Genomic DNA, 23193 nt, shown 5'->3' on the forward strand with positions numbered 1-23193 from the left:
TCACGCGTCGCCGGCGGCGGCGAGCAGGCTCGGCGTCCGCAGGACCTCGCTCGCGGTCACCGGGTCGAGGTCGCCGAACCGGTGGGTCGCCGCGGCGCGCCAGCCGGTCTCCGACAGGGTCAGGGTCCGCAGCGTCTGGATCCCGTCGCCCTCCGGGCCGGGCCGGTGCCAGAACCCGTCCTCGAAGCGCAGGACCGCGACGAGGCGGGTGCCGTCGGGCAGCGCGACCGGACGCTGCACCGCATGGACGTGCTCGCTCCCCGTGTCGGTCGACCAGCCCTGGGGCCGCAACCCCCGCAGGCGGCGGCCGCCCACCCGGACCCCGTCGAAGCGGTGGATCTCGGCGGCGCCCCGCTCGGCCTCGGTGAACGCGAAGGTCTCGCGGGCGATCTGCGGGAACGGCTGGGCGATCTCGTAATCGGCGAACAGGCCGCTCCAGGCGGTCCGTTCCTCCGGGTCGAGGTGCAGGGGGTGGACGAGGCCGACCACGCCCTCGGCCGCCGCGACGTCGAGGGCGAGGGCGTCGTCCGCGGCGTCGGTCGGCGAGAGATCCTCCGCGAGGCGGAAGACGTGCCCCGGCGGCGTCGCGGGCGCGGCGTCCGGGTAGAGGCCCCAGACGAGCCGCCCGGCGAGGTGGCGGATCAGCGGGTGGGCGGCGAAGAACGGCCAGAACACCCCGGGGGCGACGCGGCGCTGGGACGCCAGCATGGCCTCGAGCCGGGTGATCTGCAGGCCGGCCGCCGCCTCCGCGTCCTTGCGCAGGGCCGCCCAGTGCCGGGACGCCGCCTTGGCGGATTCGGGATCGTCCGCCTTGGTCGGGCGGGGCAGGGCGGCGAGCCGCCGGCCCTCGGCGTCGCGCAGGACGGGCTTCAGGGTCTCGTCGAAGCCGACCCGGAACCGGCGCTCCCCGAAGGACAGGTCCAGCCCGCCGCGCGCGTCGAGGCCGAGATCGGGGGAGAGCCGGTCGGCGAGGTCGACCTCGTCGAGGCCGCGGGCCTCGGCGGCGTCGACGATGGCGGCGCGGGCGGCCTCGCGCAGTTGCAGCAGCGGGCTCTTCTCGGCGATGGCGCTGAGGTTCATCAGCGCCACGTCGGTGCCGATCCCGGCGAGCACAGCGATGCCGGCCTTGCCGCGCGGCTTGAGGCCGGCCTGCCCCCAGGCGCGGATCTGCCGGGTGAGGTCGCGGGCGGCGTGGTCGCCCCCGATCAGGGCGAGCGCCTGCATCGCCCACTCTCCCGTCGCCTTGGCGCCGGCGGCGATCCAGGACTGGAACAGCGCGACCGCGAAGGCGTCGAGGCTCTCCGGCGTGCAGGCGGCGCGGACCTGCGCGGCGCCCGCGTAGGGCGCGAGCGGGTCGGAGAAGGCGAGCATCTCGCACAGGGCGGTGACGGCGGCGTCGGGCAGGGCGCCGCCGCTCCGCAGGACCGGGCGGGGCAGGGCGGCGGGGACCACCCAGTCGGGGAGCTTCGGCGGCTTGGACGGCACCTGCTCCAGCGGGTCGCTGTCGACGCCGGCGGCCACCGCCCCGGGCACGCCGGGATCCCGCTCCGCGTAGGCCGCGACGGCGGCGTCGAGGGCGGCGCGCCCCGCGGGTTCGGCGGAGAGGAAGCGCAGGGCCGCGTCGGCCGCATCGCGGTCCGGGCCGGCGGCCCCGAGGGTCTCGGGCAGGAGCCGCAGCGCGGCGGTGCCGGGATGGGCGCGCAGCCACGCGGCCGCGGCCGGCCGCAGCTTGCGGGTGCGGTGGAAGGCCCGGGCGGCGACCGGGGCGAGGTCGGCGGCGTCCACCGGCTCGACCTCCGGCAGGAGCAGCGCCGGGTCCGCCGCGACGAGGCGGACGAGGCCGGGCACGGCCCGCGCGCCGAAGCGCGACAGCATCACCGCGATGGTGCGCCGCCACGCGACGTAGTGGGCGCGCTGCGGCCCGGTCTTCTCCCACAGCATCAGCGCCAGGGGCTCGGGCTGCCACCCGACCATCCGGAACCAGGGCCCGTAGTTGAAGTAGAAGAAGCCGGTGAACGCGTCGCGGTCCAGGTCGAGCCGTCGGTCGAGCCAGGCCAGGGCGGTGGCCGGATCCGCGTCGGCGGCGGGCACGGGCTCGGCCGGCGGCGGGATCGGCATGTCGTAGAGGGCCTCCGCCTCGGTGGCGCGGATCCGCGCCGCGAGGTCCGTCATGGACTCCACCAGCGTCCCAGCCTCGAAGTAGAAGGTGCTGCGGTCGAGGGCCTCGTCGGGGTCGAAGCCGTGCGCGAAGGGCGTCGGGATCGGCGCCACCGCCCGTTCCGACCGGGCGCGCGCGGTCCCGCGCCGCCGCCAGGGCGGGTCCCGGAGCACCGGGGGCAGAGCCTCCGGCGCCGCCTGCGGCGCGCTTCCGGCGGCGAGTAGCCGGTCCAGGCGCCCCGCGCCCCGGCCGCCCTCGGCCGCCGCCCAGGCGCGGGCGGTCTCGTGCCCGTGGCGCGCGGCGAGGGTCACGGCCCTGGGGCCGTAGGCGGGCTCCCCCTTGCCCTGGAGCGCGCGCAGATAGGCCCGCAGCATCCAGTCGGGGAAGGCCGCGTCGGCGGCGTCGAGGGCGTCGCGGACCAGCTTGGTGCCCACGAAGGGCAGGAGCGCGTCGAGGGCGTCGGCGGCGCGGGTCTCCAGCAGGGCCCGGGCGACGATCGTGCGCTCGGGGCCGACCGCCCCCTCCAGGAGCCAGACGAGGCCGGGGGTGGCCGGCTCGCCGGCCGCGTCGGCGACGGCGATCACCGTCGCGGCGGCCTCCTCGGCCCCGACATCGCAGGTCGCCAGCGTCGCCCGGTGATACGGCGCGGCGTACCAGGGCGCGGCCTGCGCGGGCGGCAGGTCGACGATCAGCGGCAGGGCGACGTGGGAATTGCCGTAGGCCTTGGGATCGGGCGGGTCGCAGCGCGCCAGCACCGCGCGGGCGGAGAGGGCGTGGTCGGCGCCGGGCCGGTCGTCCGCGAAGATCACCGCGAGCCAGCGGGTGAGGGTGGGCTCCGGGTCCGAAGCGGCGAGCCGGAGGGCCGCGTCCAGGGCCTCCGCGTACGCCGCCTCGGGGGCGGCGACCAGGGCCGCCCGGAGACCCAAGGTGGTGGGGATGTCCCAGGCCGAGACCGGGAGCGAGCCGTAGCGGCCGGAGGGACGGGGCCGCAGCCGGTCGAGCAGGGCCACGAGCGTCCCCCCGGTGCCGGAGCGGGCCACGAGCCAGCGGGCGAGATGCGTGAACGCCGCCCGGGCCGCCGGCCCCTGCGGTCCGGGCTTGGCGCCCCAGGGGCGCTGGCTCAGCGCCGGGCAGGCCGCCTCGAGTTGCTCCAGCCAGGCGCGGACCTCGTCCGGGTCGAGGGCCGGCGGCGCGCCGTCGAGCCGGGCGGCGAGGGCCTCGGCCGGCGCGCGCGCCTCGTCCGGGGCGGCCGCCAGCAGCGGGCGGATCCGCGCCGCGAAGGCGGCCCAGTCGGCGGCGGCGTCGAGGGGCGCGCCGGGCCGGCTGCGGGTGGGCAGGGGCGTACCGGTGAAGATCGGGACGCGGCGCGCCTCCGCGCCGGCGGCGGGGGCGGGCGACGTCCCGGCGGTCCCGGTCTCGGCGAACCGGGCCTCGGCGACCTGAGCTTCGGCCGCCGGGGATGCGGCGGCGTTGCCCGTCGCCGCGGCGCCCGCTCCGGAGGCCGGATCTGGTCCGGCCGGCGCGGCCTCACCCGCCGGGCGATAGCCCTTGCCGGTCTTCTCCCGCACCAGCCGGTCGAGTTCGGCCTGGGCCGCCTGCGCGCTCGGAAAGCTCTTCGTCTTGGACTGCCCCTGCGTGCCGATCCGGCCGAATCTCACGATGAGAACGCTGTCCTCGGCTCCGGCCTCCCAGAACTTCGCGGATGTTCCCGCCGTCAGCTCGTAACGCTGCATGCAGTCCTCTCCCCGTGGCGCGGCGGTAAAATTTTCCTTGTCGCGGCTCAGGTCAACCCGTGGCGGGCGAGCCGCGCGGCGACCCGCGCCTCGCGGGCCAGGGCCTCGGCCTGATCGGCCGGGCGGGCGCGCTGGCGCATCCAGGCCAGGGCCTCGACCTCGGCCCGGGCCTCGCCGAGGCCGCTCCGGCGCAGGATCGCGACGGCGATGCGCTCGCGCTCCCGGGGCGGGAACCACGCGAAGGCCATCCGCAGGGACGGCAGCGCGCGCAGGAAGTCGTCGTCGCCCCAGGCGGCCACCAGACCCTCGACGGAGGCGAGGGTCGCGTCGGCGGCGATCTCCTCGCGGGCGAGGGCGAACAGGCCGGCGAGGAAGTCGCCGAGCGTCGCGGGCAGGCCGAAGCGGCGCAGCCAGGCCAGGGCGGCCTCCGGGTCCGATCCGGCCGCGCCGCAGGCGACCCGGAAGCCGAGCGCCGCCCCCGCGAGGGCCGGCGGCGTCTCCGGATCGGCGAGGCGGCGGCCGAGCATGGCGGAGAACGGGGCGCGCAGGTCGTCGAGGCCCGGGATCTCCGCGCCGACCTCGCGGAACAGGTCGCGGCAGGCGAGGACCAGCGGGACCGCGCCGAGCCCCGCGCGGGGGTCCCGGACGGCCTCGACGACGAAGAGCGCCCGGGCCGCCAGGACGGCGCAGAGGCGGGCCAGGGCCGGCCGCGCCGGCGCGAAGGCGTCGCCGAACCGGTACAGCCGCACGATCCCGGCCCCGGCGGCGCCCAGGGCGGCAGCGTCGTGCGCCGCCGCGATGCCCGCGCTCAGGCGGGCGAGCAGTTCGCCCTCCAGGGTGAGGCCGGCGAACAGCGCGTCGGACAGGGCCCCGGCGAGGATTTCGAGGGAATCGGGCGCCGCCTCGACCCGGGCGGTGATCCGGGCGGAGGCGGCCATCTCCAGGGTCCCGCCCCAGAGCGAGGCCTCGATCAGGGCGCCGAGCCAGTGCGGGTGGCGCACGAGTGTGAAGCGCTCCCGCGGCAGGCCGGGCCCGGCGCGGTCCGGGCCCTCGCGGGCGATCCCCGGCAACCCGAGCAGAACCAGCCGGTGGAGCAGGTGCGCCCGCGCCCGGTCACCGGGCTCGGCCCAGTCGAGGTCGACGCCGCGGCTGGCCGGCCCCGGCTCCAGGTCGGCGGCGCGCAGGCGCTCGGCGACGTCGGCCACGAGGGGCGGCTGCCGGGTGCCGGGGGCGAGGCGTCCCTCGCGCGGGCCGGTGAGCGCCCGCAGCATCGCGGCGAGCGCCGGGTGGCCGGGCGCGGCGCGGCCGGCCGCCCAGGCGGGCGGGCGGTCGAGGGCGTCCTTCACCAGGGCCGCGAGGGCCGCGTCGATCAGGTCGGCGCGCAGGATCGCGGGATGGGCGCGCAGCCGGGCAAGGGCCTCGGCGTGGACCCGCCAGGCGACGCGGTCGGCGGTGGAGACGACCTGCCCGGCCTCGCGCAGGGCCGCGGTGATCGCCGTCATCGCCCAGTCGGCCGCGGGGGCGAGGCCCGACTCGGCCACGCGCTCGTAGTAGCCCGGCGCCGGCATGCCGGCCGCGTAGCCCGAGAACCGGTCGAGCCGGGGATAGGCGTAGGGCACCACGTAGCTGCCGGTGCGCAGGTCCGGCTCCGGCGGCGCCGGCTCGGGCCGGGTCCCGTCCGCCCGCGCGGCGTGGCGCCGGACGGCGTCCGCGTGCCAGCCGCCGCAGACGAGGACGACCGGCCGGCCGCCGGCCACCCGCAGGGCATGGGCCGCGTAGGCGCCCATGAAGCGCTCGCGGGCCTCCTCGGCGGGATCGTCCGTGCCGGGCGGGCGCAGCAGGGCGAAGTAGCGGTCGAGCCGGGCCGGCAGCTCCGCCTCGGGCGCCGCCTCGGCGAGGACGTCCCAGAGGGCGTCCTGGTCGGCGACGCCGAGGGCGGCGGCCAGCGCCCGCTCGGCCGCCTCGGCGCGCGCCCCGTGCGGGTCGGCGTAGCGGTTGGCGCGGCGCCCGAAGGCCGGATCCCAGGCCGGCAGGTCGCAGAACAGCGTCTCGGCACCGACCGCCCGGCCCGCCTCCAGGGCCTGCCATTCCGGCGAGAAGGCGCAGAACGGCGTGTAGGAGGCGGCGCTGCCCGCCGCGTCGGCCCGGAACGAGAAGATCGCCACCGGCAGGTCGTGGCCGAGGGCGAGGTCGGGCAGGTGCGGGTTGAAGTCGACCGGCCCCTCGATCAGCACGCAGGCCGGCCGCAGCGCCGCGATCGTGCGCCGGACGAGCCCGGCGCAGGCCGGGGAATGGTGGCGCACGCCGATGACGGTCAGGCGGCCGGGATCCGGCGCGGGACCGCTCGTTGCGGGGTTCATTGCGGGGTGAGGAGGTGCCGCGCCGCGTAGAACTCCCGCCACGCCGCGCCGGAGCGGCGGCTGACGCGCTGGTCGAGGTAGCGGCGCAGGCGGGCGAGGTCCTCGGCGTCGTCCTTGGCGGCGGTGCCGGCGAGGCAGGCGACGATGTCCTCCGGCCGGCCGGCATCGCCGCGCAGGAAATGGCCCTTCACGCCGATGGCGTGGGCGACGCTGACCGCCTCCGCGGTGCTCATCACGGACGAGAGCCGCTCCATGCCGGTGCCCTCGGTGTCCACGGCCTCGCGCAGCTCCCGGAAGCAGGTCACGAGGAGTTCGAGCACCTCCGGATCCGGGGCGCGGGGCACGCCGGAGCGGGCCAATAGGGCGGTGGCCTCGCGCTGCACCAGGGCGAGCTCGGCGTCGAGATCGGCGATCGGGAAGACGGTCTCGAAGCCGAACCGGCGCTTGAGGGCCGCCGACATCTCGTTGACGCCCCGGTCGCGGGTATTGGCCGTGGCGATCAGGTTGAACCCCTCCCGGGCGTAGACCATCCCGTCCGCGCCGGTGAGTTCGGGCACCGCGAGCACCCGGTCGGACAGGACCGAGAGCAGGCTGTCCTGCACCTCCAGCGGGCAGCGGGTCAGCTCCTCGAAGCGGACGATCCGCCCCTCGCTGAGGCCGGTATGGAGGGCGCCCGGCACCAGGGCGCGGGGGCTCGGCCCCTCGGCGACGAGCAGCGCGTAGTTCCAGCCGTAGCGGATCTGGTCCTCGGTCAGCGACGCGCCGCCCTGGATCGTCAGGGTCGAGCGCCCGCTGATCGCCGCCGCGAGGAGTTCCGAGAGCAGGCTCTTGGCAGTCCCGGGCTCGCCGATCAGCAGGAGGGCGCGGGAGGTCGCGAGGGTGACCATGGCCCGCTCCACGAGCGCCGGGGCGCAGACCACCTTGGCGGGGGTCGCGCCGTCGCCGCAGATGAAGCGCCGGACGGCCTGGAGCGAGAGCTGCCAGCCGGGCGGCCGCGGCGCCGGATCCTCGGCGCGCAGGCGCGCGAGTTCCGCGGCGTGGGCGTCCTCGGCCGGGGGTCTCTGACGCGCCTCGCGATCACCGCCCGCCCGCACCGCCTTCGCCATGCACCCGTCCCCTGCCGTCGCGCCGACCCTGTCGGCGACTCCTGCGATCGGCAGAGCATGCCCCGGCACGCGCGGGTTTCTCAAGCGTCTCCGCGCATCTCCAAGCATCGGCTACCCGGCCGGGGATCCGGCACCGCCCGGGGCGCGGCGGATCGGGCGTAGTCCCGAAGAAAGCCTACATCGACACCAAGCACAGCATCAGGATCGCGATCTCGAAGACGATCCAGCTGCCGAAGACGACGACCAGCTCCCAGTCGGTTCTCTCTCTGGTCTTGGCCAAAGCGTACATGTTCGACCTCCTCGCGGAGCCCGATAGGCCGCAAGCGAATTCAGTCACCACGATGGAATGCAACGCGTCCGAATATTCAAACAGATTCTGCCGCGGATTGCAATTGTGCGCGGCGGCTCAACTCCGTACATAAATCAATACATTGCCTCGCGGAACGGGCTCGCGCCCCGTCTTCGATGCAGAAATATCGCATCGCAGCAAGTATTGTCCCGCAACCCCGGCGCCCGCGCCGGTCCGGTCGCGGCGGCGTGAACGGGATCCGTCCGGCCGCGTTGCCCCGGTACGTCCGGAGAGGCGGCCTGGGGAAGCGCTTGAGGATTCGCACATGAAGACGCTGATCAGCCTGACCGTCGCCGGCCTCCTGGCGACAGGCGCGGCCGCCACGGCCGCGGAGAATACCGGGACCCGCATGCAGGGTTCGCCCAACGCGGCCGGCTACACGGGCCAGGGCGCGACGGGCAAAGGCGAGACGACGGGCACGACGACCGGATCTCCGGGCTCGGAGATGCCGAAGCAGGACGGCCGGATGAAGGGGCCGCCGAACGCGGCCGGATTCCAGCCCGGCGGCAGCGATGGCGGCTCGGCCGGAGCCTCCGGCCGTCGCTGATCTTGCCCTGCCCGGGGCCGCTGCCCGGCGGTCTCCAGGCCGGGGACCCGGCGTCGTGATTGATGCCGAGGCCCCGGCCGCGATAGGCCTGGACGGCGGCCGGACGGGCCGCGCAACCCGGAAGCTCCCATGAAACACGGCGCGCGCAACGACATCCCCGCCACGGTGACGGCGATCAAGCGCGGGGACGTGATGGCCCAGGTCGAGGTGGAACTGGTCGGCACCGCCTACCGCATGGCCTCGGTCATGACGGTCGACTCGCTGGAGGAGCTGGGCCTCAAGGAAGGCGACACCGTCCACGTGCTCGCCAAGGCGGTGAACGTGCTGCTGGTGAAGCCGTAGCGGCCTGCGCGGCCGGCATACCGCCGTCATCCCGTTGTCATCCCGTCGTCATCCGGCCGGCCTAGGGCGGCGCCTCCCGCCCACCCGACCGGCTGCGCTCACCCGATGGATTGGTTCGACCTGCCCGAAGACCCCCAGCCGCCGTCGGCCGCCGACGAGAGCCGGATGCGGCTCTACATCGCCGTTGGGCTGATCGGCATCGGCGCCCTCGGCATGGTCGGCGGGATGCTGCACATCCTCCCCGCCTGACGACCGTCCCGCCCGGCGACGGGCGCGGCCGCGGCTCGGGCGCCGTCAGGCGGCGCGATCCGCCACCGGCTCCGCAGTGGGCGCGGCGCGGTCGGCCGGACCGGCGCGCCCGAACCGCGCGTAGAGCGCCGGCAGCACCACCAGGGTCAGCAGGGTCGCGCTGATCAGGCCGCCGATCACCACGGTGGCGAGCGGCCGCTGCACCTCGGCCCCGGTGCCGGTGGCGAGCGCCATCGGCACGAAACCCAGGGAGGCGACCAGCGCGGTCATCGCCACCGGCCGCAGCCGGGTGAGGGCGCCCTCGCGGATCGCCGCCCGCAGCGGCCGGCCCGCGGCGACGAGCTGCTTGATGAAGGTCAGCATCACGAGGCCGTTGAGCACCGCCACCCCCGAGAGCGCGATGAACCCGACCGCGGCCGGCACCGAGAGCGGCATCCCCCGCAGCCACAGGGCCGCGATGCCGCCGGTGAGCGCCAGCGGCACCGCGCTGAACACGAGGAGCGCGTCCCGCGCGCTGCCGAGCGCCGAGGTGAGCAGCAGGAAGATCAGGAAGAAGCACACCGGCACCACCACGGTGAGCCGCGCCTGAGCCGAGGCGAGGTTCTCGAACTGGCCGCCCCAGGTGACGTACGAGCCCGCCGGCAGGGTCACCTGCGCGGCGACCTTCGCCTGCGCCTCCGCCACCAGCGAGCCGATGTCGCGCCCGCGGACATTGGCGGTGACCACGACCCGGCGCCGGCCGTTCTCGCGGCTGATCTGGTTCGGCCCCTCGCTCACCGAGAACTGCGCCACCTGCCGCAGGAGCACGGAGGCGGCCTTGCCGTTCGCGCCCGGGGGCAGGGGGACCGGCAGGTTCTCCAGGGCCTCCCGGTCCTCGCGGACCTGATCGGTCAGGCGCACGACGATCGGCACGCGCCGGTCGCCCTCGAACACGACCCCGGCGTCCCGACCGCCCATGGCGGCGCCGATCACGTCCTGGATCGCCCCGGTGCTGAGACCCAGCCGCGCCGCCTCGGTCCGGTCGATCCTGATCTCGAAGACCGGCAGGCCGGTGATCTGCTCGACCTTCACGTCGTCGGCGCCCGGGATCCCGCGCAGGATCGCGGCGATCCTGTTGGCGGTCTCCAGCATCGGCTCGAAGGCGTCGCCGAACACCTTCACGGCGAGGTCGCCCCGTGTCCCGGCGAGCAGCTCGTTGAAGCGCAGCTGGATCGGCTGGGAGAACTCGTAGACGTTGCCGGCGAGCTCGCTCAAGGACGCCTCGATCCGCTCCTGCAGTTCGGCCTTCGACAGGCCCGGGTCGGGCCAGTCCGCCTGCGGCTTGAGCATCACGAAGGTGTCGGAGGAATTCGGCGGCATCGGGTCGGTGGCGACCTCGGCGGTACCGGTCTTCGAGAACACGTAGGCGACCTGCGGGAACTTGGCGATCGCCCGCTCCACCTTGAGCTGCATCGCCTGCGACTGGGTGAGGGAGGTGGACGGGATCCGTGTGGCGTTGAGGGCGATGCTCTTCTCGTCGAGCTGCGGGATGAACTCGGTCCCGAGCCGGGTGGCGAGCAGCCCAGCGCCCGCGAGGAGGAGCAGCGCCGTCCCGACGAACGGGGCGGGCGCCCGGATCGCCGCCGCGAGGACGGGCCGGTAGAGCGCCTTCAGGCCCCGGACGAGAGGGTTCTCGGCCTCGGTGACCCGGCCGGTCAGCGCGATGGCGATCAGGGCCGGCACGAAGGTCAGCGACAGCACGAAGGCCGCCGCCAGGGCGAGGATGACGGTCAGCGCCATCGGCTGGAACATCTTGCCCTCGACCCCCGTGAAGGTCAGGAGCGGGACGTAGACCAGCATGATGATCGCCTGCCCGTAGAGGGACGGCGCGATCATCTCCTCGGCCGAGTCCCGCACCGTCTCCAGGCGCTCCTCCAGCACGAGCGGCCGCCCGAGGGCGTGCTGCCGCTCGGCGAGGTGGCGCAGCGCGTTCTCGGTGATGATCACCGCCCCGTCGACGATGAGCCCGAAATCCAGCGCCCCGAGGCTCATCAGGTTCGCCGAGATCCTCCCCTCGACCATGCCGGTCACGGTCATCAGCATGGCGGCCGGGATGACCAGCGCGGCGATCAGCGCCGCCCGGATGTTGCCGAGCAGCAGGAACAGGACGACGATCACGAGGGCCGCGCCCTCGGCGAGGTTCCTGCCCACCGTGCGGATCGTGGCCTCGACGAGCTGCGTCCGGTCGAGGACGGTCTGGACGAGGATGCCGGGGGGCAGGGCCCGCCGGATCTGGTCCATGCGGGCGTCGACGGCGGCCGCCACCGTACGGCTGTTCTCGCCGATCCGCATCAGGGCGGTGCCGATGACGGTCTCCTGCCCGTTCTCGCTCGCCGAGCCGGTCCGCAGGTCGCGCCCGATCCGCACCGTCGCGACGTCGCGGATCCGCACCGGCACGCCGCCGCGGCTCGCCACGACGACGTCGGCGATCGCCTCCGGGCTCTCCAGGCGGCCGGCGGCGCGCACGACGTAGCTCTCGCCGTTATCCTCCAGGTAGCGGGCGCCCTGGTTGGCGTTGTTGGCCTGGAGCGCCCGGGCGACGTCCGCGAAGGACAGGTCGAGGGCGGTGAGCTTCGTGGGGTCCGGCTGGACGTGGTACTGCTTCTCGAAGCCGCCGATCCCGTCGACGCCGGCGACGCCCGGGACGGACTTGATCTGCGGCCGCACGATCCAGTCCTGCACCGTGCGCAGGTAGGCGACCTGCTCCAGTTCCGTCCTGAGCGCCTGGCCCTCCGGGGTCCGGTAGCTCCCGTCCGGCTGCCAGCCCGGCCGGCCCGCCGGCACGGCCGCGCGCTCAGGCAGCGGCGCGTACTGGACCGACCACATGTAGATCTCGCCGAGGCCCGTGGAGATCGGGCCCATCCGCGGCTCGACCCCGGAGGGCAGCTCCTCCCGCACCTGGGCGATACGCTCGGCGACCTGCTGGCGGGCGAAGTAGATGTCGAGGGACTCGGCGAAGACCGCGGTGATCTGCGAGAAGCCGTTGCGCGAGAGCGAGCGGGTGTACTCGAGGCCCTTGATACCGGCGAGTGCCGTCTCGACCGGGTAGGTGACCTGCCGCTCGACGTCGGCCGGCGACAGGGACGGGGCCAGGGTGTTGATCTGGACCTGGTTGTTGGTGATGTCGGGCACGGCGTCGATGGGCAGCCGCGTGAGCGCGGCGGCGCCGAAGGCCGAGGCCAGCAGCACGAGGAGCAGCACCAGCCAGCGCTGGCGGACCGAGACGGCGAGGATGCGGCTGATCATCGTCCGTCTCCTCAGTGGGCGTGGCCGGCGTCGGCCTTGCCGAGCTCGGCCTTCAGCAGGAACGCGTTGCCGACCGCGATCTCGGCGCCGGGCTCGAGCCCGGCGGTGACCTCGTAGGCCTCGTCGTCGGAGCGGCCGAGGGTGACCGGCCGCTTCTCGAACCCCTCGGCCGTGCGCGCGAAGACGACACTCCGGCCCTCGACGGTCTGGACCGCCGCCTTGGGGATCCGGACCGGGACCGAATCCTGCGCGATCTCGACCTCGGCGGTCACGAAGGTGCCGGGCCGCCACGCGAAGTCGGGGTTCGGCAGGGCGACCACCACCCGGGCCGAGCGCGTGTCGGGGTTGAGGAAGGGGCTGACGAAGATCACGCGGCCCTCCGCCCGGCGCTCCGTCTCGCCCGTCCGGCCGGGCGTGACCGTCACGCGGGCGCCTTCCCGGACCTGGGCGAGGTCCACGGTCGGCACCGACAGCTCGATCCAGACCGTGGAGAGGTCCGCCACCGTGTAGAGGTCGGCCGGATCGCCCTCCTTGCCGACCGCCGTGCCGACATCGACCTTGCGCTCGACGATGCGGCCGGCGAGGGGCGACCGCAGGGGATAGCGGCGCAGCGTCGACTGGTTCGGCGTCGCCTCGTCGCGCTTCTGGGCGGCCGCCACCTCGGCGGCGTCGAGGCCGAGCGCCGACAGCTTCTGGCGGGCGAGGTCGACCCGGAGCCGGTTCTCCAGATAGGCGGCCCGGGCGGTCTCGAACGCGGCCTCGGAGGCGCTGCGCGAGGCGAGCAGCTTCTGCTGGCGCTCGAAGTTGATCGTCTGCAGCTCGGCCTGAACCTGGGCGGTGAGGTACTCGCTCTTGGCGTCGGCGACCTCGCGGCTGTCGAGGATGGCGACGACCTCGTTCGCCTGCACGGCGTCGCCGAGGCGCTTGCGCATCTCGGCCACGGTCCCGACCACCCGGGCCGGGACCCGGGCGATCCGGTCGGTGTCGGGCGTGATCGTGCCGGGGACGAGGAGGTGGCGCGCCAGCGTGCCGCCCTCCACTCTGCGCGTGACGATGTCCTGGCCGGCGACCTGATCGGGCCGCATCCGGATCGTGCCCGCCTCGTGAGGCTCGTCGGCGCCGTGCGCGTCGCCGTGCTCGTGGTTGTGCGCGTCGCCGTGCGCGTGGTCGTGGTCGTGGCCGGCGTGATCGTCGCCCGCGTGCAGGTCGGGCGCGGCTTTGGGCCGGTCCGGTGCGGCCGCCGCGTAGCGCTGATCGTGGTCGTCGGCCGGGGCGCGGGCGAGCCCGACGGACGCGAGGGTCTGCCGGAGACGGTCGGGCAGGGTCGGGGCGCCGGGGGCGGCAGCGCCGAGGGCGAAGCCGGCGGCCAGGAGTGCCGCGGCGGCGGCCACGGACAGGATGATGCGCATGGGGAAGCTGCTCGGCCGGGAGGGCGGGGTGCCGCGCGCGGCGGCCCCGGAGGGTCCCGTTCAGGTGTCGCGTGGGGATGAACCCGGAGCCGGTTCGGCAGCCGGGCGGAGCGCCGCCCGCGGGCGGCGTCAGCTCACGCGCGCGGAGGCCGCGGCAGGCGGTCGGGAATGACGGAGGGGCGGCCCTGGGCGAGGGCGCCCGGCAGCACCCGGCCCGGAGCGGCCGGGGGCGCGATCTCGGTGGCCTCCAGGCGGGCCGCCTGATGGCAGCCGCAATGGAGATGCTCCGAGAGGCCGGGATCGACGGTCGCGGGCGCCGCCGGCGCGTCGAGGGCCGGGCCCTGGTTCCGGTCGTGGTGGCCGCCCGCGTGGAAGGCGAGATCCGCCGCGAAGCCGACGCCCGGAGCGGCGACGGCCAGCGCCAGGACGAGCGCGAGCGCGCGGGCGGCGAGCGCCCACCAGCCCCGCGCCCCGGCCGGGCGCCTATGCCGAACCCCGAAGGTCATCGCGGCCCTTATGAGCCATCCGAGGCCGGGGGCACAAGGTCCGGGTTCCGGCCCCGGACCCGCTCAGGCCGCCAGCTTGAGGACCCACTGGTAGAAGTCGGCCCAGGTCTCGGCCTGGGCCGGCGGCTCCGCGGCCGGGGACCGGTCGGGCTCGGCCGCGGCCCGGTCGCGGACGTCCCGGGGGGCGCAGCCGAACTCCGCGCGGAAGGCCTGGGTGAAATGCGCGGGGCTCTCGAAGCGCCAGCGATACGCCACCTCGGAGATGCGGGCGAAGCGCCCGTCGCCGGTGGCGAGGTCGCGGTAGGCGCGGGCGAGCCGGCGCTGCCGGACGTAGCCGGAGACCCCCCCGAGGGGGACGAACAGCCGGTAGAGGGCGCTCCGCGAGACGCCGAACCGCCGCCCGATCGTCTCGGCGGACAGGTCCGCGGAGGCCAGTTCGGCCTCGATGAAGCGCCGGATCGCGACGAGCAGAGGCGCCCGCTCGGGCGGCTGCGTGCCCCCTCCGTCCTCCGGCAGGCCCAGGGTCGCCGCGCCGAGCAGCGCGGCGGTGGCCTCGGCCGCCGCCGCGGCCTCCGGCTCCGAGAACCCGGTCGCGTGCGCGCTCAGGGAGTGCAGGTGGTCGCTGAGCATCCGGCCGAACGGGGTCGCGCCCCGGATCACCGAACCGTGCAGGGCGTCGAGGCCGCTCTGCCGGGATCCGAAGAGCGGGCGCGGCAGCACCACCGTGATGGCCTCGTAGTCCGTGGAGGCGGCGGAGAGCGGCTGCGACAGGTCGAACAGGCAGATGTCGCCGGGGGCGCAGTCCCGCTCCCGGCCGCCGATCGTGACCCGGGACTGCCCGGAGACGCGCATGTGGGCGACGATGTGGTCGACGCCCATCCGGGCGGTCAGGGCCCGCGCACGCACGAACCGGAGCCCGGAGGCGCGGGCGCTGCAGACGATCGCGGTGCCGAGGTGACGGACCCGGGACTGTCCGCGGAAATCGGGCAGGTCCTCCCGGCGGATCGTGAAATCCCAGAACGGCGCGACGGCGTCGCGCCAGTCGTCGGCCTGACGATGACCCGGGCTCTCGCCCCTGAGCTGCAGGATCGGTTTCGGTCGCATCGCCCGTGTTAGTCCTGACCGAGCGCGGCCCGGTCACGCCGACAATATGGCGATTCTGTCTGCCCAGAAAAGTGGCACTCCGTTCCAATCACCGGACTCCGCGCCGTGCCCCGTCCTGGCACGGTCGGCGAGAGGCCGGCGAGAGGCCGGCGAGAGGCCGGCAAGGGGCCGTGAAACAGAACGTCCCGCAGGCCGGGTGGCCGCGGGACGGTGAGTTGCACGGTTGTGAGGATCGAGGGCTTCGACCCTTATGGTTAACCGGTGGTTACCGGCCGCTCGGGGCCGCGCCGCTGCCGGTGGCGCCGTTGCCGGTGCTGTTGTCGCCCGCGGGGGCGCCGGGAGACGAGGTGTTGCCGTTGGGCGTGCTCTGCGCGGCGGCCATCCCGGCGCTGCCGGCAACGAGGGCGAGGGCGAGCAGGGCGGACTGAACGGTGCGGCTGGTCATGGCTCTCCTTGGATCCCGAGCGGGGTCTCGACGCGGGTCGTCGCCGTGCCGGCTTGTGCCGGCGTCGGCTGGAGAACCGCACCCCGGCGGCGCCCGTTCCCGCCGGGGCCGGGCCGGCGCGAATCGGCCGCAGCCGCCCGCGGCCGCGCGTCGGGAACACCCGCGAATCCCGCGAGCTTGTCCGAGGGTCGAGACCGGGAGCGTGGCGTGAAGGTGTTCCGGATCATGCAGGCGGCCACGGGCGCGATTCTCTGGAGCGGCGCGGCGCTCGATCCGATGGCCGCCCTCGACGCGATGGCGCGCGCCGCCGGCTTCCGCGACCGCACGCGGATCCCGAACCACCTGCGGGCCGGCGGCCTCCACGTCGAGGAACTGCAGGCCTGATCCCGCCGCGCCGGCGGACGAGTCCGGAGGGAGACCATGACCAAGCTGTTCATCGCGCAGGTGTGCGACGCGGGCGGCGAGCGGCCGCTCGTGACGGTCCGGGCCGAGGCCGAGGGCGAGGCGCGCCTGTTCCTGGCGGCCGCCTATCCGGACGCCGAGATCGCCCACGTCGCCGAGCCCGGCGACTGGACGAGCGACGCCGATACCGGATGCCGGGCCGGTGACATCCGCGAGCATCCCGGCGTCGCGTGGCAGGCCCCGTCCAGCCTGGCGGGCTGAGGCGCGTCCGCCGGGCCGCGGTGCCCGTCCCGGCCGCCGGGGCCGGTGCGTACCGGGAGAACCTGAGGAGAACTTGGAGAGAACCTGGGAATAGCCTGGGGAGAATCCGGCGGTGCCGACAATTCAAGCGATCCCGTTCACGCGTCCCTAGGGCTCCGCACCGACGGTGGTGCATGCGTTCCGCCGATCCGACACCGCGCCTGTTCGCGGCCGCGGCCGCCCTCACCGGCACCGGGATCCTGATGTGCCGGACCGAGCCGTCCTGGGACGGGATCCTGATCGGCCTGTTCTGCCTCGGGCTCTGGGCCCTCGGCACGTTCGGCACCCTCGCGGCACGGCCTGGCCGACCGGTGCGTTCCGCGCCGCGGATGCGGCCCATCGTGCTGGAGGCGGTCGTCGTCGAGACGCCCCGGTTCCCGCCGGAGCTGCTGCCCGCGCCCCGGCCCCCCGCGGCCCGGGACCGTGCCCTGGCGGGCCCCTCCCGCCTGCCGGAGCTCCCGTCGCACCGGCAGCGCGTGGTCGAGCGCTACACCCGCAGGCGCGGTTGAGCGCGGCGAGGTGGCCGACCACACCGCGAGCGCGTCGCGACGGCCGACCGGCGCGACGCCCTCGTGGGCGATCCGGAGACGATCCCGGACGCCGACGACGCGGCGGGCGAGGCGGCCTGACGGAGCCAGGGCGGCGTCCGACCGCCGGGCGATGCCCGTCCACGCGGGATGTTGGGGGCGAGCGCGAGAGGCACCGCGCGGGATCGCCCGCGGGCCGGACCGATCTGGTATGGATCGCGCTCGACGCGTCGTACCGAGAGAGGCCGGCGCCCGGGATCCTTGCGCCACGCCCGTTCCGGCGGCGCGCGGGTCCCGTGACCGGACGGGAGATCGCCACATGGCCACGCCCGAGACCCAGGCGCCCTACCGGCTGCAGTGCATGATCCACCGGGAAAGCGCCGGCGGCATCATCATCCACGACGAGCAGATTCCCGGGCCCCTCGTGGAGGCGGCGGTCGCCGCCGCCAAAGCCCGCTTCGCGGAGCTGCGCGCCGGCCGCGCGGGCTCGGCGGCCCTGCGGGATTCCGCCGGGCGGGTGGTCTGGTCGGCCCGGCAGGACGCCGCGACGCCCGGCACCGAGGGATCGGCAGCCCGGTAGGCTTCGGACCGACGCGCCGTCAGGTGAGGTGGCGCGGCTCCAGATCGATCACGGGGCCGCCCACGTCGAAGAACTCGTCCTCGTACGGGAGCACCTCGTCCAGCTCCTCGGCATCGCGCCGCCCGAACGGGATGACCGCGGACAGGATCCCGAGGCAGAGCGCGCCGGCGACGAAGGCAATCAGGATCGCGATGCTCATGACGGAACACTCGGGCGTCGCCGGCGGCGGAGTCGGGCCACGGCGAGACTAAGGCCCGGCTCGCGCACGCCGCAACCGAAATCACCGCCCGTTCGCTCCGGATCGCCCAGCCCGCACGGCGGGCACGGCCGCAGCGCGCGGCACGGGCTCGCCCCGCGATCTCCGGAAGACCGGGAGACCGCCCCCGGTCGCGGAGCGCGTCCGGGCGATCCGGAACGGGCCTCACCGCGGCGTCGAAACCTGATCCTGCTGCCGGTCGACCGCGTCGCGGACGCCGCGGCCGGCCATGAGGATCTCGGTCATGAACGCCGCGATCGCCGCCACGGTGCAGACCAGCGCCGCTCCGAAGCAGGCGAACAGGACGGACGCGGTCGCCGCGTCGCGCAGCGCGCCGACGAACAGCGTGAGCACGGCCAGACCGATCAGGCCGCCCGCCAGCGAGGCTAGGACCACCGCCACGTCCAGCACGAAGGAGCGCCGCCGCAGGAAGGTCAGCCGGCGGGCGAGGCGGCCGGCCTCGGCTTCCGTCGCCCGGGCGGCCTCCGCCGAGAGGCTGTCGACCTTGTCGGAGATCCGGCCGAGGCGGGTCGAGAACACGTTGAGCAGCGTCGCCAGCGCCGACAGCAGGAAGGCGGGCGCGAGCGCCACCTGGATGATGTGGGCGATGCTGTCGGGCTCGGTCGCGCTGAGGGAGAAGCCGAACATCGGCGGGCTACGCGGGCGGACGCGCCGCGCCCCGCCTCCGCCGGCCGCCGGGACGGACGGCGGCGCGGCTCCGGACCGGGCGGATCACCACAGGAGGCCCTCCGCCTGCAGCCCGGCCACGAGCAGGCACAGCGCCGAGAGGAACGCCACCGCGAGATACGGGGCCGGCGTGTCGGTCATCGAGGCCTCCCGGCCGGCGCGGGGCCGACATCCCCGATCCCGGTCCGGGCCCGGAGGGCCGGCATCGAAGGCAGCGCGACGGGGTGCATGCGCGTCTCCTGAAATCTCCACCGACGACGAGGCCGGCAGATAGGGCCTGCGGCGCGCCGGAAAAGCCGCGGCCGCCGCGCCGCCCCGGCGCGGCGGCGCCTTCTCCACAGGCCGGGAGACCGGCGCCGCGCCGCCGCCGATCCCCCGCGAGATCTGCCGGTTCCGAGGAGATCGATCCGGCCGCGGCCGCGCGCCAAGACCCGGGGATGCGCGATCAAGACTCGGGCCAGTCGGGCGGCCGGTTTCATCTGTGCAGATCCGCGGCCGGACGCGCGAGTGGTGCCCGCACAGAGGCGCGATGGCGTCCGAAAGCCCCACAATACGGGACGGGATCGCGCGAGATCTGCGGCGCCGCCCACACCCGCGCGCCCGGGGATGCGCGGGCACCACCCGTAAATTAATGTTAACCGCTCGCGGGATCGCGATCGGGCTTGCGGGCCGCCGACCGGTAGGATTTATTAAACCCGAAGCTTCCTGGTTGGTCCTGGGAACGTTCACCGACAAACTGAAGCCCCGTCCGCTCGAGCGCGACGGGGCATTTTGTTTCTGGAAACATTCGGATACCGAAGTTTTTCTCGGGCTAGACCAGTCGATCTCGCGATGTGCTCCAGCGCACCCGGCTGTTTCGGGGTCAAAGACCCGATTCCGAGCTGTTGCAGCGATGCACTATCGCCCCGGCACGTCCTGGCGTTCTGTCCGCCCCGCACACATCCCGCCCAACGGGAGACAGAGGACCAGATGATCAAGAAGCTTCTGCTCGCGAGCGCCGCCACGGCTCTCCTGACCGGCGCCGCCTCGGCCGCCGACCTGCCGCGCCGCGCCGCCCCGCCGCCGGTGTTCACCCCCGTCCCGGTCTTCACCTGGACCGGCGCCTACTTCGGTATCAACGCCGGCTACGCCTTCGACGCCAGCAGCAACAACACCAACAGCTTCGGCGTGCCCGCCCCCTACGGCAACGGCACAACCGCCTTCTTCAGCCAGCGCAACCAGGAAGGCTTCACCGGCGGTGGCCAGGTCGGCTACAACTTCCAGTTCACCCCGGGCTCCGGCATCGTCGTCGGTGTCGAGGCCGACGCCCAGTACCTCGACTTCGGCCGCAGCCGGAACAACGCCTTCCTCGTCGGTCCGCTGGCCCCCGGCTACTACGTCACCGACCCGCGCGGCCTCTCCAGCCTCGACTTCTTCGGCACCGTGCGCGGCCGCATCGGTTACGCCTTCGACCGCGTCCTCGTGTACGGCACCGGCGGCTTCGCCTACGGCTCGGGCAGCGCCGACCGCTCCTTCGGCGGCTTCGCCGGCAACGACAGCTTCCGCACCGGCTACGCGGTCGGCGGCGGCATTGAGTACGCCCTGCCCACCGACTCGTTCCTGAACTTCTTCCGCTCCTCGGCCGTGACGCTCAAGGTCGAAGGCCTGTACGTCAACCTCGACCGCAACACCCGCAACCAGGGTGCGTTCGTCATCAACGCCGCCAACAACTTCCCGGTGGTGTACAACAACATCGGCCGCCGCGACGACGAGTTCGCCGTCATCCGCGCCGGCCTGAACTACAAGTTCGGCTCGTACTAAGATCCACCCGCGCGCCGTCCCGACCACCGGGACGGCGCGCGGGCCTCTGGACAGGCCGCATCCCCTCTCGACCTGAGCATCCCCAGCCCGATCAAACTGGCCGCTTGAGCCGAGGAGCGTCCCGGGAGCCATTCCCGGGACGTCTTGCGTCGGGGGTGAGGGCCCGCCGCGGCGCGCCTCAGGCGTGGACCGCGTGCTCCAGCTGCGCCTTCGACATCCGCGACCGGCCGGGCACGTTCTGCGCCCGGGCCTTGCGCATCAGCGCGGCCTTGGTCGTTTCCGTCTTGCGGGACGCCTTGGCGGCAGACTTGCCGGTTGTCTTGCCTGACGTCTTGCCTTTTGCGGACGCCTTGGTGGACTTGCCGTCCTCGCGCGCCGCGGCGGCCTTCTCGGCGGCGGCCTTCGGCTGCTTCGAGAACTGCTTGCCCTTCCGGGTATCGGCGCGCTTCTTGGCCGTGCTGGCGGCGTATTCCGTGTCGGTCAGGCTCTCGCGGGCCTTCTTGGGCAGGTAACGCTCGCCGGTCTTGCCGCTCTCTTTGCCAGACTTCGTGCCCCACTCCTCGTCGGTCCATTGCTGGAGATGGTTGTCGGCCGACTTCTTGCCGGCGTAGCCGCCGCCCTCTTTCTTGTATTCGGCGGTCGCGATCTGCGCCTTGCGCGCCGACCATTGGCCGGGCTTCCCGCCCTTCTCGGACTTCGTGACCTGCGTCTTGACCTTGTCCCAGAGTTTCGGGTCGGTCTTCTTGGCGGTTCCTGACATCGGCGCCTCGTGAAAAAGATTTGGCAGACAACACGGGCCCCGCGGCCGTGTTCCTGCGGCGCGTTCGCCCGACCCGCACCCTCCCGCATCTCCACCCGCGCAGCGTCCGCCGTCGCGGCCGGGGCCGCCGGATACGCCGGCCGCCTGACGGGTTGGCCCTCAGGGGATCAGGCCCGTCGCGAGGGATGCAGCATGGCGGACACGCCGGACGACACCCAGGCCGAGCGGATGCCGCACGGCGAGCCGGAGCGCGCGGGCCTGGCCGACAGCCCCCGCGACACCGCAACCGGCACGGTCAGGCCGCAGGACGGCCCGATGGAGCGGGCCGGCACCGAGAAGGAGGAGGCGCGCCAGGGCGGGACCAGCCTCGGCGCGGAGCGCGACCGGCCGGGCGGAGGCCGGGGCTGAGCGCCGCCATCGAGACAGCACGCGAGAGAGGAAAACGCAGCATGCAGATCCGGCACAAGCCCCTGCGCGAGCAGGTGATCGTCATCACCGGCGCCTCCAGCGGGATCGGCCTCGCCACGGCCCGGGCGGCCGCCCGCCGCGGCGCCCGCGTCGTGCTGGCGGCCCGGAACGGCGCCGCCCTCGACGACATCGTCCGCGACATCCAGGAGCGCGGCGGCGAGGCCCGGGCCGTCGTGACCGACGTGTCCCGCCGCGAGGATGTCGAGGCGCTGGCCGCAGAGACCGTGCGCGCCTACGGCGGCTTCGACACCTGGGTCAACAATGCCGGTCTCTCGATCTTCGGCCGCCTCGAGGAGGTTTCGGACGAAGACCATCGCCGGCTGTTCGACGTCAATTTCTGGGGAATCGTCTACGGCTCGACGGTGGCGCTGCAGCACCTGAAGCGGACCGGCGGCGCGCTGATCAACCTGGGCTCCGTCGCCTCCGACCTCGCCTTGCCGATCCAGGGCATGTACTCCGCCTCCAAGCACGCGATCAAAGGCTTCACGGACGCGCTCCGGATGGAGCTCCAAGAGGAGGGCGCCCCGGTCTCGGTGACGCTCATCAAGCCGGCCTCGATCGACACGCCGTTCCCGGAGCATGCCCGGAACTACATGGCGCAGGCGCCCAAGCTGCCGCCGCCGGTCTACGACCCTGCCGACGTCGCCGACGCGATCCTGTACGCCGCGGAGCACGGGCCCCGCGACCTCTACGTCGGCGGCGGCGGCAAGCTGATGAGCGCGCTGCGCAAGCGGGTCCCTGCGGCGACCGACTGGATGGGCGCCCAGGTAATGTCGCGGAGCCAGACGGCGGGCGCGGCCGGCAAGCGGCGGGACGGCGCCCTCCACGCGGCCGGCCGCGACGGGGCCGTGCGGGGCGGCTCGCCCCACCACGTCATGCGCAGCGCCTACACCCGGGCCTCGATCAACCCGGTCCTGACCGGGATCCTGCTGGCGGGGGCCACCGCGGCCGCGGCCTCGCTGCTGGGCCGCGCCGACCGCCGCTAGAGCCCCGCCGCGGCGCCCGCCCCCGCGCGGGCGCCGGCCGGACTGTTTGTTTCTAGACGATGATGGCGGAGGTCAGCCGACATTCAGGGCCGATGACCATTCTGACAGTCAGAAGATCTGCGCCAGTTCCCGGGTGGTCTGACCCGCACAGCGATGGACCATCGGTTAAGCTGGCGCCGCAGGGCGTCCCGGTGCGGCCTGACTCGCACTCTGATCGACCGGCCGTGTCTTTCCCCGGACCTGTCGGCCGCCCGGGAACACCCTGCGGTGAGGTTTTGCCTCGCCGATGCCTGTGACCCGAGAAGGGCCTGACCGTCTGGTCTCGTGACTGTCCTGTCCGCGCATCCGGTCGTGGTGAAGCCATCAGGCTCGATCGACAGGAGGATGGGATGAGTGCCGAGGAAGCTCACGAGCGTCGTGTCATCGGCGGTGTCGACACCCACAAAGATCTGCATGTCGCCGCGGTCGTCGATGACCGGGATCGGGTTCTGGCGACCGCCAGCTTCGCCGCGACCCGCCAGGGCTATCGGCAGATGCTGACTTGGATGCGTTCGTTCGGCCCGCTGCGCCGCGTCGGGGTCGAATCGACCGGCAGCTATGGTGCCGGCCTGCTCCGCTTCCTCCAGCGGTCCGGGATCGAGGTGCTGGAGGTGACCGCCCCCGACACCCAGGACCGTCGCCGTCGGGGCAAGAACGACGACTTCGACGCACAGAGCGCGGCGCACGCGGCCTTCGCCGGCACCCGTACCGTCACGCCGCGCACCCGCGACGGCATGGTCGAGTCGCTGCGCGTCCTGAGCGCGTGCCGGAAGACGGCGGTCGCGGCCCGGCGCA

At 74.3% G+C, this 23193-nt stretch carries 22 protein-coding genes; 11 read left to right on the forward strand and 11 right to left on the reverse strand.

All coding sequences use genetic code 11. The features are described 5' to 3' along the window. The 3 genes from ACLBYB_RS25445 to ACLBYB_RS25455 are packed head-to-tail and all read right to left on the reverse strand — an operon-like array spanning position 1 to position 7357. Positions 1 to 3891, reverse strand: coding sequence for a DUF4132 domain-containing protein (locus ACLBYB_RS25445; protein WP_447700448.1), 3891 nt, complete (start codon positions 3889 to 3891; stop codon positions 1 to 3). A 47-nt stretch (positions 3892 to 3938) separates the two neighbouring features. Further along, a complete protein-coding gene (locus ACLBYB_RS25450) occupies positions 3939 to 6251 on the reverse strand; it encodes a DUF5682 family protein (protein ID WP_447700449.1) in 2313 nt (770 codons plus the stop codon). Next, positions 6248 to 7357: an ATP-binding protein gene (locus tag ACLBYB_RS25455; protein ID WP_447700450.1), complete on the reverse strand. Its 1110-nt coding sequence runs from the start codon at positions 7355 to 7357 to the stop codon at positions 6248 to 6250. Before ACLBYB_RS25455 ends, ACLBYB_RS25450 begins: the two co-directional genes overlap by 4 nt. Positions 7358 to 7971: 614 nt before the next feature. Between ACLBYB_RS25455 and ACLBYB_RS25460 the strand changes: the two genes are divergently transcribed. The 3 genes from ACLBYB_RS25460 to ACLBYB_RS25470 all read left to right on the forward strand — a co-directional run bounded on the left by ACLBYB_RS25460 (position 7972) and on the right by ACLBYB_RS25470 (position 8844). Beyond that, positions 7972 to 8253: a hypothetical protein gene (locus tag ACLBYB_RS25460; RefSeq protein WP_020095099.1), complete on the forward strand. Its 282-nt coding sequence runs from the start codon at positions 7972 to 7974 to the stop codon at positions 8251 to 8253. A 129-nt stretch (positions 8254 to 8382) separates the two neighbouring features. Further along, positions 8383 to 8595 (forward strand): TOBE domain-containing protein, encoded by a 213-nt coding sequence (locus ACLBYB_RS25465; RefSeq protein WP_020095100.1) that lies wholly within the window; start codon positions 8383 to 8385, stop codon positions 8593 to 8595. 105 nt (positions 8596 to 8700) lie between these two features. After that, a complete protein-coding gene (locus ACLBYB_RS25470) occupies positions 8701 to 8844 on the forward strand; it encodes a hypothetical protein (protein ID WP_020095101.1) in 144 nt (47 codons plus the stop codon). A 45-nt stretch (positions 8845 to 8889) separates the two neighbouring features. Here the strand turns inward: ACLBYB_RS25470 and ACLBYB_RS25475 are convergent, their stop codons facing one another. The 5 genes from ACLBYB_RS25475 to ACLBYB_RS25495 form a co-directional block, all read right to left on the reverse strand. Next, a complete protein-coding gene (locus tag ACLBYB_RS25475) occupies positions 8890 to 12129 on the reverse strand; it encodes an efflux RND transporter permease subunit (RefSeq protein ID WP_447700451.1) in 3240 nt (1079 codons plus the stop codon). A gap of 11 nt (positions 12130 to 12140) precedes the next feature. After that, positions 12141 to 13538, reverse strand: a complete 1398-nt coding sequence (locus ACLBYB_RS25480; protein ID WP_447700452.1) for an efflux RND transporter periplasmic adaptor subunit — start codon at positions 13536 to 13538, stop codon at positions 12141 to 12143. A gap of 134 nt (positions 13539 to 13672) precedes the next feature. Then, positions 13673 to 14044, reverse strand: a complete 372-nt coding sequence (locus tag ACLBYB_RS25485; protein WP_447700453.1) for a hypothetical protein — start codon at positions 14042 to 14044, stop codon at positions 13673 to 13675. 63 nt (positions 14045 to 14107) lie between these two features. Next, a complete protein-coding gene (locus tag ACLBYB_RS25490) occupies positions 14108 to 15148 on the reverse strand; it encodes an AraC-like ligand-binding domain-containing protein (protein ID WP_020095105.1) in 1041 nt (346 codons plus the stop codon). Positions 15149 to 15413: 265 nt separating this feature from the next. Further along, a complete protein-coding gene (locus ACLBYB_RS25495) occupies positions 15414 to 15593 on the reverse strand; it encodes a hypothetical protein (protein ID WP_020095106.1) in 180 nt (59 codons plus the stop codon). Positions 15594 to 15800: 207 nt separating this feature from the next. Here ACLBYB_RS25495 and ACLBYB_RS25500 point away from each other — a divergent pair, with 207 nt between their 5' ends. The 4 genes from ACLBYB_RS25500 to ACLBYB_RS25515 all read left to right on the forward strand — a co-directional run bounded on the left by ACLBYB_RS25500 (position 15801) and on the right by ACLBYB_RS25515 (position 17402). Then, entirely contained in the window at positions 15801 to 15977 is a 177-nt protein-coding gene (locus ACLBYB_RS25500; RefSeq protein WP_020095107.1) for a hypothetical protein, read from the forward strand. A gap of 36 nt (positions 15978 to 16013) precedes the next feature. Beyond that, entirely contained in the window at positions 16014 to 16256 is a 243-nt protein-coding gene (locus tag ACLBYB_RS25505; RefSeq protein WP_447700454.1) for a hypothetical protein, read from the forward strand. A gap of 173 nt (positions 16257 to 16429) precedes the next feature. After that, a complete protein-coding gene (locus tag ACLBYB_RS25510; RefSeq protein WP_042671492.1) occupies positions 16430 to 16804 on the forward strand; it encodes a hypothetical protein in 375 nt (124 codons plus the stop codon). A gap of 337 nt (positions 16805 to 17141) precedes the next feature. Then, entirely contained in the window at positions 17142 to 17402 is a 261-nt protein-coding gene (locus ACLBYB_RS25515; protein ID WP_042671493.1) for a hypothetical protein, read from the forward strand. Between the two features lie 19 nt (positions 17403 to 17421). On the opposite strand, the gene ACLBYB_RS25520 is transcribed toward ACLBYB_RS25515, so the two are convergent. Both ACLBYB_RS25520 and ACLBYB_RS25525 read right to left on the reverse strand, forming a co-directional pair. Beyond that, positions 17422 to 17601, reverse strand: a complete 180-nt coding sequence (locus ACLBYB_RS25520; protein WP_447700455.1) for a hypothetical protein — start codon at positions 17599 to 17601, stop codon at positions 17422 to 17424. Positions 17602 to 17823: 222 nt separating this feature from the next. Further along, the gene (locus ACLBYB_RS25525) at positions 17824 to 18306 is read right to left on the reverse strand and encodes a DUF2721 domain-containing protein (protein WP_020095112.1); all 483 of its coding nucleotides are present in this window, start codon (positions 18304 to 18306) and stop codon (positions 17824 to 17826) included. A gap of 1008 nt (positions 18307 to 19314) precedes the next feature. Between ACLBYB_RS25525 and ACLBYB_RS25530 the strand changes: the two genes are divergently transcribed. Continuing rightward, positions 19315 to 20145 (forward strand): outer membrane protein, encoded by an 831-nt coding sequence (locus ACLBYB_RS25530; protein WP_447700456.1) that lies wholly within the window; start codon positions 19315 to 19317, stop codon positions 20143 to 20145. Between the two features lie 178 nt (positions 20146 to 20323). On the opposite strand, the gene ACLBYB_RS25535 is transcribed toward ACLBYB_RS25530, so the two are convergent. After that, complete coding sequence (locus tag ACLBYB_RS25535; protein ID WP_447681895.1) at positions 20324 to 20905, reverse strand: hypothetical protein; 582 nt, start codon at positions 20903 to 20905, stop codon at positions 20324 to 20326. 192 nt (positions 20906 to 21097) lie between these two features. On the opposite strand from ACLBYB_RS25535, the gene ACLBYB_RS25540 reads away from it, so the two are divergent. The 3 genes from ACLBYB_RS25540 to ACLBYB_RS25550 form a co-directional block, all read left to right on the forward strand. Next, complete coding sequence (locus ACLBYB_RS25540) at positions 21098 to 21313, forward strand: hypothetical protein (RefSeq protein ID WP_020095116.1); 216 nt, start codon at positions 21098 to 21100, stop codon at positions 21311 to 21313. Positions 21314 to 21354: 41 nt separating this feature from the next. Then, positions 21355 to 22359 carry an SDR family oxidoreductase gene (locus ACLBYB_RS25545; RefSeq protein ID WP_091681446.1) on the forward strand — a complete coding sequence of 335 codons (1005 nt, stop codon included), beginning with the start codon at positions 21355 to 21357 and terminating at the stop codon, positions 22357 to 22359. 389 nt (positions 22360 to 22748) lie between these two features. Then, positions 22749 to 23193, forward strand: a 445-nt coding sequence (locus tag ACLBYB_RS25550) for an IS110 family transposase (protein WP_447700457.1), incomplete at its 3' end; no start/stop codon positions are given.

This window comes from Methylobacterium sp. D54C, from assembly GCF_053345595.1.